The 13,234-nt window shown below is 66.0% G+C and carries 15 protein-coding genes; 2 read left to right on the forward strand and 13 right to left on the reverse strand.

Annotation, left to right across the window (positions count from 1 at the left end; translation table 11 throughout):
- From VF522_RS10905 to VF522_RS10920, 4 genes are all read right to left on the reverse strand, one after another.
- Nucleotides 1-295 (reverse strand): 4Fe-4S dicluster domain-containing protein (locus VF522_RS10905; RefSeq protein ID WP_330908285.1); only part of this gene is annotated, 295 nt, incomplete at its 3' end.
- The gene (gene glcE, locus VF522_RS10910; protein WP_330908286.1) at nt 295-1,389 is read right to left on the reverse strand and encodes a glycolate oxidase subunit GlcE; all 1,095 of its coding nucleotides are present in this window, start codon (nt 1,387-1,389) and stop codon (nt 295-297) included. The genes VF522_RS10905 and glcE, both read right to left, overlap by 1 nt.
- A gap of 64 nt (nt 1,390-1,453) precedes the next feature.
- Entirely contained in the window at nt 1,454-2,377 is a 924-nt protein-coding gene (locus VF522_RS10915; RefSeq protein WP_330908287.1) for an SMP-30/gluconolactonase/LRE family protein, read from the reverse strand.
- A complete protein-coding gene (locus VF522_RS10920) occupies nt 2,374-3,228 on the reverse strand; it encodes an aldose 1-epimerase (RefSeq protein WP_330908288.1) in 855 nt (284 codons plus the stop codon). The genes VF522_RS10915 and VF522_RS10920 overlap by 4 nt, the downstream gene beginning before the upstream one ends.
- 81 nt (nt 3,229-3,309) lie before the next feature.
- On the opposite strand from VF522_RS10920, the gene VF522_RS10925 reads away from it, so the two are divergent.
- Nucleotides 3,310-3,963 (forward strand): hypothetical protein, encoded by a 654-nt coding sequence (locus VF522_RS10925; RefSeq protein ID WP_330908289.1) that lies wholly within the window; start codon nt 3,310-3,312, stop codon nt 3,961-3,963.
- Nucleotides 3,964-4,217: 254 nt separating this feature from the next.
- On the opposite strand, the gene VF522_RS10930 is transcribed toward VF522_RS10925, so the two are convergent.
- The 3 genes from VF522_RS10930 to VF522_RS10940 are packed head-to-tail and all read right to left on the reverse strand — an operon-like array spanning nt 4,218 to nt 6,879.
- Entirely contained in the window at nt 4,218-5,747 is a 1,530-nt protein-coding gene (locus VF522_RS10930) for an ammonium transporter (protein ID WP_330908290.1), read from the reverse strand.
- Between the two features lie 32 nt (nt 5,748-5,779).
- On the reverse strand, nt 5,780-6,118 hold the full coding sequence (glnK, locus tag VF522_RS10935) for a P-II family nitrogen regulator (protein WP_330908291.1): 339 nt from the start codon (nt 6,116-6,118) through the stop codon (nt 5,780-5,782).
- A 23-nt stretch (nt 6,119-6,141) separates the two neighbouring features.
- On the reverse strand, nt 6,142-6,879 hold the full coding sequence (locus tag VF522_RS10940; RefSeq protein WP_330908292.1) for a TorF family putative porin: 738 nt from the start codon (nt 6,877-6,879) through the stop codon (nt 6,142-6,144).
- 219 nt (nt 6,880-7,098) lie between these two features.
- On the opposite strand from VF522_RS10940, the gene VF522_RS10945 reads away from it, so the two are divergent.
- Entirely contained in the window at nt 7,099-8,631 is a 1,533-nt protein-coding gene (locus VF522_RS10945) for a YifB family Mg chelatase-like AAA ATPase (RefSeq protein ID WP_330908293.1), read from the forward strand.
- Between the two features lie 184 nt (nt 8,632-8,815).
- On the opposite strand, the gene VF522_RS10950 is transcribed toward VF522_RS10945, so the two are convergent.
- The 6 genes from VF522_RS10950 to VF522_RS24530 form a co-directional block, all read right to left on the reverse strand.
- Nucleotides 8,816-9,022 (reverse strand): hypothetical protein, encoded by a 207-nt coding sequence (locus VF522_RS10950; RefSeq protein ID WP_330908294.1) that lies wholly within the window; start codon nt 9,020-9,022, stop codon nt 8,816-8,818.
- A gap of 81 nt (nt 9,023-9,103) precedes the next feature.
- Entirely contained in the window at nt 9,104-9,727 is a 624-nt protein-coding gene (locus VF522_RS10955) for a hypothetical protein (protein ID WP_330908295.1), read from the reverse strand.
- Between the two features lie 121 nt (nt 9,728-9,848).
- Nucleotides 9,849-10,211: an RHS repeat domain-containing protein gene (locus VF522_RS10960; protein WP_330908296.1), complete on the reverse strand. Its 363-nt coding sequence runs from the start codon at nt 10,209-10,211 to the stop codon at nt 9,849-9,851.
- Nucleotides 10,212-11,424: 1,213 nt separating this feature from the next.
- Entirely contained in the window at nt 11,425-12,369 is a 945-nt protein-coding gene (locus VF522_RS10965; protein WP_330908297.1) for a hypothetical protein, read from the reverse strand.
- A 12-nt stretch (nt 12,370-12,381) separates the two neighbouring features.
- Nucleotides 12,382-13,002 (reverse strand): hypothetical protein, encoded by a 621-nt coding sequence (locus tag VF522_RS10970; protein ID WP_330908298.1) that lies wholly within the window; start codon nt 13,000-13,002, stop codon nt 12,382-12,384.
- Nucleotides 12,938-13,225, reverse strand: a complete 288-nt coding sequence (locus VF522_RS24530; RefSeq protein ID WP_414709498.1) for an RHS repeat domain-containing protein — start codon at nt 13,223-13,225, stop codon at nt 12,938-12,940. The genes VF522_RS10970 and VF522_RS24530 overlap by 65 nt, the downstream gene beginning before the upstream one ends.
- Nucleotides 13,226-13,234: the final 9 nt, after the last annotated feature.

The raw sequence follows: 13,234 nt of genomic DNA on the forward strand, positions 1-13,234 counted from the left end.
GGCCGATGTCGACCAGGTTCCCGTAGTCGACGCCGCTCGGGCAGGTGCTCTCGCAGTTGCGGCAGGTCAGGCAGCGGTCCAGGTGCAGCTGCGTGGCGCGCGTGGGCTCGGCGCCTTCGAGCACCTGCTTCATGAGGTAGATGCGGCCGCGCGGGCCGTCCAGCTCGTCGCCCAGCAGCTGGTAGGTCGGGCAGGTCGCGGTGCAAAAGCCGCAGTGCACGCACTTGCGCAGGATGGCCTCGGCCTCCGCGCCTTCGGGCGTGCCCTGGAATTCCGGGGAGAGATGGGTCTGCATCAGAGATCCGGGTAGAGACGGCCGCGGTTGAAGATGGCCGCCGGATCGAACTGCTTCTTCAGGCGTGCGTGGATGGTCGCCAGCGCCAGCGCCGGCGCGAGCGGCGTCGTGCGCGCGCCCGCTTCCGCGCGCGCGGTGCGGAACAGCGTCGCGTGGCCACCGACGGCCAGCGCCGCGTCGCGCACGCGCACGCCCTGCTCCGGCGCCACCCGCACCCAGCGCTCGCCGCCGTGCCATTCGACCAGCGGCGGCTCCGGCAGGTCCAGCACCGGCGCGGTCTGCGGCACCGACAGCCGCCAGAGGTCGCGCGATCCGCGCTCGGCGAACCAGGGCAGCGCCTGTTCGCGGCAGTCCCGCCAGTCGGCCGCCGCCGGTTCGTTGACCAGGCGTTCGCCACCGAGCGCGCGACGGGCCGCTTCCACCGCGGCGATCGCGCCTCGCAGCCGCAGGTACAACACGGCGGCTCCGCCGTCCTGCTGCCAGCGGCTCGCATTCAGCGGCAGCGGCTTGCCACCCCAGGCATTGAGGCTGCGCAGCGCCTCGGCCTGCGTCATCTCGAAGCGCAGCGTGGCTTCGGCCGGCGCCACCGGCAGCACCTTGAGGCTCACCTCGGTGATGAGGCCCAGCGTGCCCATCGCGCCGGCCATCAGCCGCGAGACGTCGTAGCCGGCGACGTTCTTCATCACCTGGCCGCCGAACACCATTTCCTCGCCGCGGCCGTTGACCAGTTGCAGGCCCAGCACGTAATCGCGCACCGCGCCGACGCTGGCCCGCGCGGGACCGGACAGCCCCGCCGCGACCATTCCGCCGACGGTCGCACCCGCGCCGAAGTGCGGCGGCTCGAACGGCAGGCACTGGCCGGAGCCCGCCAGCAGCTGCTCCAGTTCCGCCAGCGGCGTGCCGGCGCGCACCGTCACCACCAGCTCGCTCGGTTCGTAATTCACGACGCCGCGCAGCACGCGCGTGTCCAGCAATTCGCCCTGCAGGCGCTCGCCGTGGAAGTCCTTGGTCCCGCCGCCGCGGATGCGCAGGGGCGTGCCGTCCGCCGCGGCAGCGCGGATGCGTTCGACGAGGGCGGCGAGAGCGGAGTCCATGGGCGGGATGTTACGGGCACGCGGCCAGGCGGCCTCGCCGCGCCGGACTGAAATTTTTTGCGCCTCAGTCGATGAAGAAATTGGCGGGCAGGCCCGGCACCTCCACCCGCGCGGCGAACACGCAGCCGGATTCGGGCAGGGCCCGCAGTTCGTCCGCGGGGCGGCCGTGGCGCGCCGTTGTGAGGTACAGGGTGCGGCCGTCGGGCCCGCCGAAGCAGGGCATGGTGGGACAGCGCACCGGCGCTTCGATCTCCGCCGCGATCTCGCCGGACGGCGCGAGCCGCAGCAACCGGCCGCCCTCGAACATCGCGCACCAGTAGAAGCCTTCCGCGTCCACCGCCGCGCCGTCGGGCCGCCCGCCATAGCCACCCTGCCCCGGCTTCCAGCCGGCCGGCTTGGGCGGGAACTGGCGAAAGACGCGATGCCGCCGCATCACGCTGGCGTGCGGCTCGAAATCCCAGGCGTGGATGACGTGCTGCGCCGTGTCGGCCCAGTACACGGTGCGCGCATCGGGCGACCACGCCAGGCCGTTGGCGCTGGTCGCGTTGTGCGCCTTCAGCTGCACGAGCGGCTTGCCGCCGTTGCCGTTGTCGGGCCGGCAGTCGAAGGCATAGAGGTCCGCCTTGCGCGCGTCCTTGGGTTCGTAATAGGTGCCGGCCCAGAAGCGGCCGGCGGGATCGGCCTTGCCGTCGTTGAAGCGCGTGGTCTCCGCGTGCTGGAAACGCACGATGGGCACGAGCGCCCCGCCCCAGCTGCGCGCGCGGTAGATGCCGTCGCGCAGTCCGAGCACCAGGCCGCCGCTTTTCGCGGGTGCGATGCAGCCCGGCTCCTGCGGCAAGGCCCAGCGCTCGGAGGCGCCGCCGGCGGGATCCCAGCGTCGCACGCACTTGCCCGCGACATCGACCCAGTACAGGCGCCGTTCGGTGGGGTGCCAGAACGGCGACTCCCCGACTTCGTCGGCCTCGCGGACCGCCACTTCCCACTTCATCGCACCGCCTCCACCTCGATCGTCATCTGCGCCATCATCGATTCGCCGGGGTGCAGGATGTGCAGCCCGAGCTGCTGCGCGGACACGCCGGCGGCGAACAGGTGCACCGCGTTGTTGACGTGGCTCACCGGCTCGATCGCGACGAAGGGCCGCGTGGCGTTGGTGAACACGACCAGGCGCGTGAGCTCGGAGCGCACCCGCACGAGCATCACCTCGTCGCGCAGTTCGACCAGGCCGTCCCAGCCGTCGAAGCAGTGGTCGACGTCGAGGGTCGCGGCATCGGCATCGAGGCCGGTCGAGTGCTTGCGTTCGGTCGGCAGCTTGTCCGTCCCCATCTCCCAGCGGCCGGCAGCGGCGAAGCGGAGGTGGCTCGCGGGCCGCTTGGTGAAGTAGGGATGCCAGCCCAGGCCCGCGGGTGCAGGCTGGGCCGACTGGTTGGTCATGGCGAGCGTCATCTGCAGGCCCTGCGGGCTGAGGCGGAAGGTCTGCGAGCAATCGAAGGCGAAGGGCCAGGACGGATCGGGCCGGTGCTCGTACGCGAGCAGCGCGGACGTGTCGTCGTTCTCCAGCACGCCCCACGCGCGCTGCCAGCCGACGCCGTGGATCGCATGCGGCTCGTCGCCGTTGTTGCGCACCAGCGGATGCTGCGTACCCTGCCACTCGAGGTTGGCGCGGCCTATGCGGTTGGAAAACGGCACCAGCGGATAGGAGCCGGCCAGCCGCGCGGAGGTGAGCTGCGCCGCGGGAGTCGAGCGCAGCACCGGTTGGCCGTCGAGCCAGAACCCGGCGACCGCACCGCCGAGCTGCGGATGCAGCTCGCAGCGCAGCGATCCGGCGCGCAGTTCGATCATGGCGCTTGTCTCCTTGTCGGTCGGCGTCCATTGTGCCCACGGCCCAGCCCGGCCGTGCGGGCATCACGCTACCATCGTTCCATGCATTCCCCCGAGCCGGACGTCGGGCTGCGGCGCGTCGAGGCCGCCCGCTACGCGCTGCTGCGCCGCCTGACGCTGGCGATGCGCCACCGCATGGTCGTGCACCTGCAGCCGATCGGCCTGATCACGCAGGTGATCGAGCGCCGCCTGCGCGATACCACGCCGGACATGGCGCGCATCGGCCAGGACATGGGGAAGGTGAACGACTTCGCGCGCAGCGCGGTGCACGCCAACCTCGACGTGGTGAGCTGGCTGGCGCCGGATGCGGCGCAGGTGGCGTCGCTGGACGCGAGCATCGAGGAATGCATCGCGCTGCTGGGGAGCCATTTCAGCTTCCGCGGATTCCAGCTGCGCCACGAAGCGGGGGATCACGGGCACCAGGTCTCGCAGGCGGCGATCCGCGCGCTGTTGCCTGCGGTGCTGTTCGGCCTGAGCGACGACGCGCAGGCACCGGCGGAAATCGTGGTGCGCGCCGAGCGCGAAGCCCCCGCCGTGCAGGTGGAAGTGGTGCAGGCGTCGGGACCGGATGGCGACGGCGCGTTGCCGCCCTACCGGCCGCTGGGCTGGGACGAGATCGGCGCGCTCGCCGTGGCGGAGGGCGCGCACATCGAGCGCAGCGAGAACGGCGTGCGGCTGCGGTTCCGTTCGGCTTGATCTCGCGTCTCTGGAAAGACCAACTTCCGGACGCAGAGGCCGCAGAGGTTTCGCAGAGAACGCAGAAAGGAACATCCAACTGAGTGGGCTGTCCTTTTGCGACTTCTGCGTAGTCTTTGCGTCCTCTGCGTCCGGATGTTGGCGTTTTCCCCGATCCAAAAAAAGAGGCCCGCCGAAGCGGGCCCAACATCCAAAGGAGATCTTGCTTGTTCGCGGCGCGCGGCGTGCCTCCGCGCGCCGCGTTTCGCTTTCGGTCAGCGGCTGTACGCCGTCTCGCCGTGGCTGCTGATGTCCAGGCCTTCGCGTTCGTCTTCCTCGGAGACGCGCAGGCCGATCAGCAGGTCCACCACCTTGTAGGCGATGAAGGAGACGACGGCGGTCCAGACGATCGTCGTCAGCACGCCCTGGAACTGGATCCAGACCTGGTTGCCGATCGAGTAGTCGGGGTTCACCTTGTTGGCCACGTAGTCGTAGATGCCCGTGCCGCCCAGGGAGGGCGAAGCGAACACGCCGGTCAGCAGCGCGCCCAGGATGCCGCCCACGCCGTGGACGCCGAACACGTCCAGGGAGTCGTCGGCGCCGAGCAGGCGCTTGAGGCCGTTGACGCCCCACAGGCAGACCAGGCCGGCCAGCAGGCCGATCACGATCGCGCCCATCACGCCGACGAAGCCGCAGGCGGGAGTGATGGCCACCAGGCCGGCGACGGCGCCGGAAGCAGCGCCCAGCATCGAGGCCTTCCCCTTGGACAGGGCTTCACCGGCGCACCACGACAGCGTGGCGGCGGCCGTGGCGAACAGCGTGTTGGCGAAGGCCAGCGAGGCGGTGCCGGTGGCTTCCAGGTTGGAGCCGGCGTTGAAGCCGAACCAGCCCACCCACAGCAGCGCGGCGCCCACCATGGTGAGGGTCAGGCTGTGCGGCGCCAGAGCTTCCTTGCCGTAGCCGATGCGCTTGCCGATCACGAAGGCGCCCACCAGGCCGGCGACACCGGCGTTGATGTGCACCACGGTGCCGCCCGCGAAGTCGAGCGCGCCCTTGGCCCACAGCCAGCCGGCGGCAGCCGTCACGGCGTCGAGCGACTTGGCGTCGGTGATCGCGTCCGGGCCGTCCCAGTACCACACCATGTGGGCGATCGGCAGGTAGGCGAACGTGAACCACAGCGCGCAGAACAGCAGCACCGCGGAGAACTTGATGCGCTCGGCGAAGGAGCCGACGATCAGCGCGCAGGTGATGGCCGCGAAGGTGGCCTGGAAGGCGACGAAGGTCAGCTCGGGGATGACGACGCCCTTGCTGAAGGTCGCGGCCACCGAGTCGGGCGTGATGCCCGAGAGGAAGATCTTGCCGAAGCCGCCCATGAACGGGTTGCTCGCGGTGAACGCCACGCTGTAGCCGTAGATGGCCCACAGCACGAAGATCATGCAGGTGACCACGAAGACCTGCATCAGCACCGACAGCATGTTCTTGCTGCGGACCAGGCCGCCGTAGAACAGCGCCAGGCCGGGCAGGATCATCAGCAGCACCAGCAGGGTGGCGACCGTCATCCAGGCGGTGTCGCCCTTGTTGGGCACGGGCGCCGGAGCGGTGGTGGCCGCGGCCGGAGCCGCGGTGGCCGCCGCCGCGACGGGCGCGGCAGCAGCAGGAGCAGCGGCCGCGGGGGCGGCCTGCGCGGGAGCGGCAGTGGTGGCTGCGGGTGCAGCGGCCGGCGTGGCGGGCGCCTGGGCGACAGCGGCGGCGCTGCCGATCAGGAGTCCCAGGCCCACGGCCAGGGAAGCGAGAAATTTCCTCATGTCGGTGCTCTCTTGGTATTGGGGTGAAATGCTTAGAGCGCTTCCTTGCCGGTCTCGCCGGTGCGGATGCGGACGACTTGCTCCAGGTCGTACACGAAGATCTTTCCGTCGCCGATCTTCCCCGTGCGGGCGGCGCCCTCCACGGCTTCGATCACGCGGTCCACCAGGTCGTCGGACACCGCCGCCTCGATCTTCACCTTGGGCAGGAAGTCGACGACGTATTCGGCGCCGCGGTACAGCTCCGTGTGGCCCTTCTGGCGGCCGAAGCCCTTGACCTCGGTGACCGTGATGCCCTGCACGCCGATCCCCGAGAGGGACTCGCGCACTTCGTCGAGCTTGAAGGGTTTGATGATGGCGGTGACGAGTTTCATGCCTGCTCCTTTGGGATTGCGCCTCAGAACGTGTACTTCACGCCCAGCACCGCGCCGGCACGACCCAGGTTCTTGGAGTCGGGGGCGGGGCCGCGGTAGTTGTTGTTGTTGGTGTCGACGAGCATCAGGCTGCCGGTGAGGCCCGGCACGAACTCCTTGGACACCGTGATCGAGTAGTCGGTATAGGAGAAGTCGCCGTTGTTCTTCACCTTCTGGTGGCCGATGTGCGGCGTGACCGACAGGCCCCACACGCCCGTCTCGAAGGTGGCGCTGAGGTCGATGTAGGAGCTGTTCTTGCTGTCGGCGAAGCCAAACAGGTTGGTGACCGCGTGCGAGTACTTCAGCGTGGCGGGGCCCCAGGTGCCGGCCGCATAGAGCTCGGTCGTGTCGGGGTTGATCGCCAGGTCGGAGTGCGGATAGATGTAGCGCAGCACGCCGACGTCGATGCCGACCGGGCCGGCAGTCGTCTTGTAGCCGCCATAGAGGTCCACCTCGGCGTTGGCGTCGCCGCCGGCGTCCTTGATCCACTTGATGGTGGACGCCCAGGTGCCGACGTAGAAGCCGCTCTTGTGCGAGAAGTCCGCGCCGCCCTGCAGGGCGGGCTTCAGGCGCGACTGGGAGATGCCGCGATAGCGGTAGTCGGTGACGGCACCGACGTTGAACGACAGGGTGTAGTCGGGCTCGGCAGGCTTGGCCTGGGCCAGGGCGGCGCCCGAAGCCAGGAAAGCGGAGGCCAGCACGGCCAGTTTCAGTTTCTTCATTTCGGGGTTCTCCGTTCGTTAGATGTGATGCAGAGGTCGGATAGCAGGAGCCGTGCCATCCACAACACGGAGGAATATTCCCGTCGGCGCCGGGCCCTCCCGCCCCGTTGAGGTATCCGAATCGGTGCGGAACGGGCGGGCCGCACCACGCCGGTGCCGCTGCGATCGATTTGCGCGCAGCCGGGGCCGCCATGCACCCGAAACGGGAGGAACGACGACGTGAGCCTGTGTTTGGTGCAAAGCCGTGCCCTGGTCGGGCTGGAGGCCGCCGCCGTCACCGTCGAGGTGCACCTGGCCAACGGCCTGCCCCAATTCACCCTGGTGGGGCTGGCGGATACCGAGGTGAAGGAGGCCCGCGAGCGCGTGCGCTCGGCCCTGCTTACCTGCGGGCTGGAGTTCCCCCATAACAAGAGGATCACCGTGAACCTGGCGCCGGCCGAACTGCCCAAGGACGGCGGCCGCTTCGACCTGCCGATCGCGCTGGGCATCCTGGCGGCGAGCGGGCAGATCGACGGGGCGCGGCTGGCGGGGCACGAGTTCGCCGGCGAGCTCTCTTTATCAGGGGAACTGCGGCCGGTCCGCGGCGCGCTGGCGACCAGCGTGGCGCTGCACGCGGGCGGCGTCGACGCCTGCCTGGTGCTGCCACCGGGGAGCGCGGAAGAAGCCGCGCTGGTGCCGGATGCAAAGGTGGTGCGGCTGCGGCACCTGCTCGATGCGGTGCGGCAGTTCGCGCCGCGCGGCCAGGACGACGCGGTGGAAAACGGCGAAGGCTGGGTGCGGCTGGCGCCGAACCCGCCGGCGGTGGCTGCGCTCTACGCGGACCTCGCCGATGTGAAGGGACAGGCCGGCGCGCGGCGAGCGCTGGAGATCGCGGCGGCAGGCGGCCATAGTTTGTTGATGGTGGGGCCGCCGGGCGCGGGCAAGTCGATGCTGGCGCAGCGCTTCGCCGGCCTGCTGCCGCCGATGACGATCCGCGAAGCGCTGGAGAGCGCCGCGGTGGCGAGCCTGTCCAGTCGCTTCTCGCTGCAGCAGTGGGCACAGCGGCCGACCTGTTCGCCGCATCACTCCGCGAGCGCAGTGGCGCTGGTGGGCGGCGGCTCGCCGCCGCGGCCCGGCGAGATCTCGCTGGCGCACCACGGCGTATTGTTCATGGACGAACTGCCGGAGTTCCCGCGCTCCGCATTGGAGGCCCTGCGCGAACCGCTGGAGACCGGCCGCATCACGATCGCGCGGGCGGCGCGGCGCAGCGAGTTCCCGGCGCGCTTTCAACTGGTGGCCGCGATGAATCCGTGTCCCTGCGGCTGGCTGGGGTCAGGGCGGGCTTGCCGCTGCACCCCGGAGCAGGTGGCGCGCTACCAGGGGCGCATCAGCGGGCCGCTGCTGGATCGCATCGACCTGCATGTGGAGGTGCCGGCGCTGGGGCCGGACGAACTGCTCGGGGCGCCGGCAGGGGAAGCGACCGCGTCGGTGCAGGCGCGTTGCAATGCGGCGCGGCGGCGGGCCGTGCAGAGACAGGGCAAGGAGAACCATGCGCTGCATGGGGAGGAGATCGACCAGCAAGTTGGACTGGCGAACAAGGCGGGGGAGTTCCTGCGGTCGGCCGCGGCGAAGCTGGGATGGAGCGCGCGAGCTACGCATCGCGTGCTGAAGGTTGCGCGGACGATCGCAGACCTGGCGGGGTCAGGTGGGGTGGAGGTGGTGCATGTGGCGGAGGCGGTGCAGTATCGGCGGGCTTTGCCGGCGAGCGGCTAGTCTGGGAGCCCACAGGTTTCACGCCCGGCACCAGGCTCGTTGCAATCCGCGAGATCCCCGCCCACACGTGCTTTCTCTGAACAAGGTCGCTTCACGCGCATGCCCGGTGATTCGAATCGACGCGTGACCACCAAATGCGCCATTCGAGGCGCATTTTCAGGAAGTCTTGACATCATTCCTCGCCTCACTCTGTTCTCAGACGGACTACTCCCGCCGTGGCCATCAATTGCTTTCGCGCCATCCACAGATTCGACAGCGCGAACAGGGTCGCCTTGCGCTTGCCGTTGGCGTCCGTGACGATGGTGCGGAACTGCGTGACGCCGTCGCGGTCGCCGCACTGCATCGTGGTGACGGTGTCGTCCGGCAGCACCGTGCGCGTGGTGCGGTCCATGACGTCGTACTCGGTGCGCGTCGGCTGGATCGTGTCGAACGCCGCGTTGAAGGCGCCCGGGTTGCCGCCGGCGTTGCTTGCCTATTGGCAATTCAATGGCAGGCGATTCTGATAAAGCAAGCGATAGTAGTCATCAGGTGAACGGGTCGGAGTATCTTGATCTCCACTTCTCAGGCCGGGGAAGAAGGAATCGAGGACGACGCGTTGGGAGCCTGGGTCAAATCGTCCGAAGAACAACGCCGTGCCTGACCTGCTAGGGTTTGCACCGTAAGCGGCGCAGTCGGTCACTTTGTCGGGAGCGGCACGCACATGCATGACAAGCTGGTCGTTCACCTGAAAAACAGGTACTGACCCGGATTCATAGTTGCCACAACAATCCCGGACCCGCTTGACCGAGCCATCACGCTGAAGAGCAAATATTCTGTCGTGGAGTTCAATGCGCTTTCCGTCCTCTGGAACGAGATAGAGCAGACTCCGGTAGCGCGGTGCACCGCCGGCCGTAATCCCGAAGAAATAGTACTCGGAGTCCGTCCGTTCCAAAAACGTCAAGGTCCATCTGCGTCCATAGGCGCGGAACTCCTGTGGATCTCTCAACCGGTACTCCTTCCCCGAGGAGGTCACCGAACAGCCTGAGCCACAGCCAGCCACGACGGCCATGAATAGCGCGAGAAAAGCAGTTCCCGCCATACGCCAGTGGATTCTCACTTCGTACTCCCTTCAGTCCGGTCGCATATCGTGAATGATCCCTTCTATAGCCTTGCGCTGGTCGGCTTCTCGCGGCTGTGTCGCCACCTCTTCATCATCCTGCCGACAAATGTTTCCTTGTCTAGGCGAGGTGATTTTCCCTCAGCTTTTGCACGGCCTCCAAGAACGTCGTACTGATCTGAGACGTAGATTTGAAACGGCGCTGCTCGAACTTGTCGTACTCCAGGCGCGTGAGGTAGTTGAAGCCCACGCCCTGCGCGAACTTCACATTGCCGCCGGCGTCGTAGGCGTAGGAGAGCACTTCGCCGCCCGGGTACACCAGGCGCTGCAGGCGGCCGAAGGTGTCGAACAGGTACTCGGTGGTCCGGACCTCCGGGCTGTTCGGTCCGTCGCCCTGCGTGTCGGAGGCGATCGTCTTGATCTCCTTCACGATCTCGCCCAGCCTGCCGTAGAAGCGCTCCTCGCGACCGCTTTCGTCGTCCACCTGCACGATGCGGCCGGCGCGGTTGAACGGTGCGCGCGGCGCGCGGCGCGCCGTACTGGTACGTCACGTCGTTGCCGGGGAAGTTGGGGTAGTTGTTCTTCGCCAGGCGCAGGAAGATGCGACCCGCTAAGTCTCAGCCCTTTGGCGACGTGGAGGGCAGAGCGACGGTCTCGTTCAGAAGCTTAAAAAGACAGACGCTTCCAACAATGTTCCAGAGAAATAGGAAGGTCCTGAATCCCGGAGCTCTATCAATGACTTCTTGACTCCAGTAGATACGCATTCCCCCGACACCATCACTGTGCAGCCAAAGCGGAAAAGGCGGGAATGTGAGTAGAAGGGCAACGCAAATACAGATCACGTACCGCGCCCCTCTGTACCGTCGCACCGATAAGACGCCAAGCAAGATTGCCACCAAGCTCAATTCGAAATTGATCTCAGTGGAAGTCAAGGCGGTCAAGACCGATGGAGACAGCAGGACGGCGGCTATCAGAATGGCCGCCGATTTTTTGACGTACGGCTTGTTAAAGCGTTGCAGCGCGAATGTTCTTGGCATTCTGGATCAATCCATACGTCGTTGATCAACATGTCTGACGCAGGCCCGGACATTTGCTTGCGCCCAATGGGCGAAATTGAAATCTGACCCCAATATCCCCAATATCCCCATCGATATCAAAGCCCCTGAGGGGGTCAGGCGCCGACGGACCTCACTTGCACGTTTGCATCCAGACCGAAAACTCCGGGACGCACGTACCAGGTCGGAGTTCCGCTCCATCATGGTTTTAATTGGAATCTGACCCCCATAACACTCACCAGCGAACGGGGGGCCAACCGCAACGTCACTACGGATTGGAGCGGGTTCCTCCTGTCTGGCGCCGCCGCGGTGATCAGGACCTGCTTTCCGTCAGGGCTCAGCTGAACGCGCATCAGCACCCACGATGTTGCGCCGCGTCCCGTTCCTGTCGTTGTCCCAGCCGAGCTGGTTGCCGTTGGCGTCGTACTTGTACGTGCGCTCGCCCAGGTGCGTGGGCGCATGCGGATGCGTGCTGCCGTACGTACGTCCAGTCGTAGCTGGTCTTCTTCTGCTCGATCGCCTGGCCCTGCGTCGTCGCGTTCAGGTTCGCGAGCCGCCGGTTGCGCGCGTCGTAGGCGTACTGCGTCGTCGCCGCGTTGATCGCAATTTCTCCCACCAATTCTGTTGATAGGAGCTTCTCGGTCAGAGGTTGGATGGGACAACAAGAGGCATGCCTCGAATCGACTGCACAATTGCAATCGGATCGATCTCGTGCGTGAAGTACTGTGCACGCAGCTGCGCTAGCTCGACATGCTCCCGACGCAAGAACTGATTCCAGAGGCGTCCCTGCACGCTGCGCTCATTGTGCCCCCAACGCGAAATGGTGAAGTGGAAGGTGTCTGATGCGCTGCGCGCCCGCTCCTCACTCTCCCGTCTCTCGGACAACCACGCCAGCAGCGTCTGAAGGTAAGCTCTTAACATCATCGCATTGCTGCTAAGTTGGATGGCCGGTCTGCGATCAAGATAAGAGGCAGTGCGGGCAGTCTCTCTCACGCTCATCGGCTTAGGCCCAACCACGAGGCGAAACCAGCGTGCTGCGTCCTCGACCCAGCCTATCCGCAAAAAAGGCACCACGGTCCCCCAAAGACCGATGCTTTGGTCGCCAGGGTCGGTCACTGGCGTCTGGGGGGGCACCTCCTCCCAGTAGATTTTCGTACTTTGGAGGCTGAGTTCCAGATGCGCCTGCGCGGTCGGTTCACCCAGCATCCATTTGCCCCAGTAGAGACTTGCGTGAAGCCGCGCCAGACCAGTCTCGCGAGACTGGCGCCGCAAGTCGTCCGGTGGGAGACTGTCGTTGTAGATTCCCAAGTCTTCAACGTCCTGAGCCAGCTCTCCAAAACGGACAGCGAAGCGAGCATGTTTCAGCCCTTCGTCGACAAGGCCAGCCGCGATATATCTCAGCCCATGGGCGTACTCGCGCTCTGAGCTGCCAAGAAGGCCGCGCCGATTTCGCACCATGTCCCCGAGTTCTCTTTCGGAACAACCCGGACGATAGGTATCGTTTTTTTCACGCTCAAGCACGCTCCGCTCTTTTTCCCAATACCGTAGAACAAGAGGGTCGATCGGCTCAGGCTTGTGCAAGGTCATCTACATCCCCCATTACTCGGGATTCATTTGTGCGCAATTTGTAGCCTGGCACGCCGGCGTCTCAGGGGACAGCGTTCCTCGCACCTGCTCCGCAGTGACAAGGCCCGGTATAAGGGTCTTAACTAGACTCATCCAACCAAGACCCTTTTTCGCCAATCCGCTTCCCTCGCGTGCCTGGATCTTATTTTTATCCGTCATGTTGGTGACGATGCGACCTACATTACCTTCCTTCACAGATTTTGTGATCGCCGCATGCTCCTTTTTGGACAGATGACCTTCCTCCCTAAGCGCATCCACTGCCTCCTGTGCACGCTGCAGGTTAAGCGGATCGCGATTTTTCTGGATACCCGTTGCTTCATTGATTGTTCGGCCGGTTGAGGAAGCCTTGTTATCGTAGAACTTGAGCTCTTGATCTTTGGGCGAGTAAGTGATGAAGTCCGCGCCACCATGTTCGCCTGGGGCCACAAGCGCAATCTCCCCCGTTTTAGCCAGCACTGCCTCCATTGCTCGCCATTCGTTGCGTGCGCCAAGCCTATTTCTCGCATCCGTTCCATTTGGATCAATCAACTTAATCGGGTTCAAATGTACGTAGGTGAAGAGGCCAAGATTTCGCGAGTTGTAGATGCCGCCCATGCCGGGCAGCCTCGCGTTTTCTTCTTGACTCGCTATGGGAAGGTACTTCTCCAAGATGGGATCCGCACTCTGCCAAACACTCACCCGCGGTGTCGTAATACCGCGCCCCGAAGTAATACAGCCCGGTTTCCTCATCGAGCTCTTTCGCCGTGAACAGATACGGCGTCCTCTGGGTGTTGCTGCTCTCCTCCACCCACGTCTCCCCGAACGGGAAATACTCGATGTGCTCGAA

It is taken from the genome of Ramlibacter sp., from assembly GCF_036383835.1.
In the GTDB taxonomy this organism is placed as follows: Bacteria; Pseudomonadota; Gammaproteobacteria; order Burkholderiales; family Burkholderiaceae_C; genus Ramlibacter.

Coding starts and splice junctions, on each gene's coding strand:
- VF522_RS10920 (WP_330908288.1), bottom strand. CDS start 3,228: ATGATCGAACTGCGCGCCGGATCGCTGCGCTGCGAGCTGCATCCGCAG.
- VF522_RS10925 (WP_330908289.1), top strand. CDS start 3,310: ATGCATTCCCCCGAGCCGGACGTCGGGCTGCGGCGCGTCGAGGCCGCC.
- VF522_RS10915 (WP_330908287.1), bottom strand. CDS start 2,377: ATGAAGTGGGAAGTGGCGGTCCGCGAGGCCGACGAAGTCGGGGAGTCG.
- VF522_RS10950 (WP_330908294.1), bottom strand. CDS start 9,022: ATGGACCGCACCACGCGCACGGTGCTGCCGGACGACACCGTCACCACG.
- VF522_RS10940 (WP_330908292.1), bottom strand. CDS start 6,879: ATGAAGAAACTGAAACTGGCCGTGCTGGCCTCCGCTTTCCTGGCTTCG.
- VF522_RS10970 (WP_330908298.1), bottom strand. CDS start 13,002: ATGGGCGGCATCTACAACTCGCGAAATCTTGGCCTCTTCACCTACGTA.
- VF522_RS10930 (WP_330908290.1), bottom strand. CDS start 5,747: ATGAGGAAATTTCTCGCTTCCCTGGCCGTGGGCCTGGGACTCCTGATC.
- VF522_RS10965 (WP_330908297.1), bottom strand. CDS start 12,369: ATGACCTTGCACAAGCCTGAGCCGATCGACCCTCTTGTTCTACGGTAT.
- glnK (WP_330908291.1), bottom strand. CDS start 6,118: ATGAAACTCGTCACCGCCATCATCAAACCCTTCAAGCTCGACGAAGTG.
- glcE (WP_330908286.1), bottom strand. CDS start 1,389: ATGGACTCCGCTCTCGCCGCCCTCGTCGAACGCATCCGCGCTGCCGCG.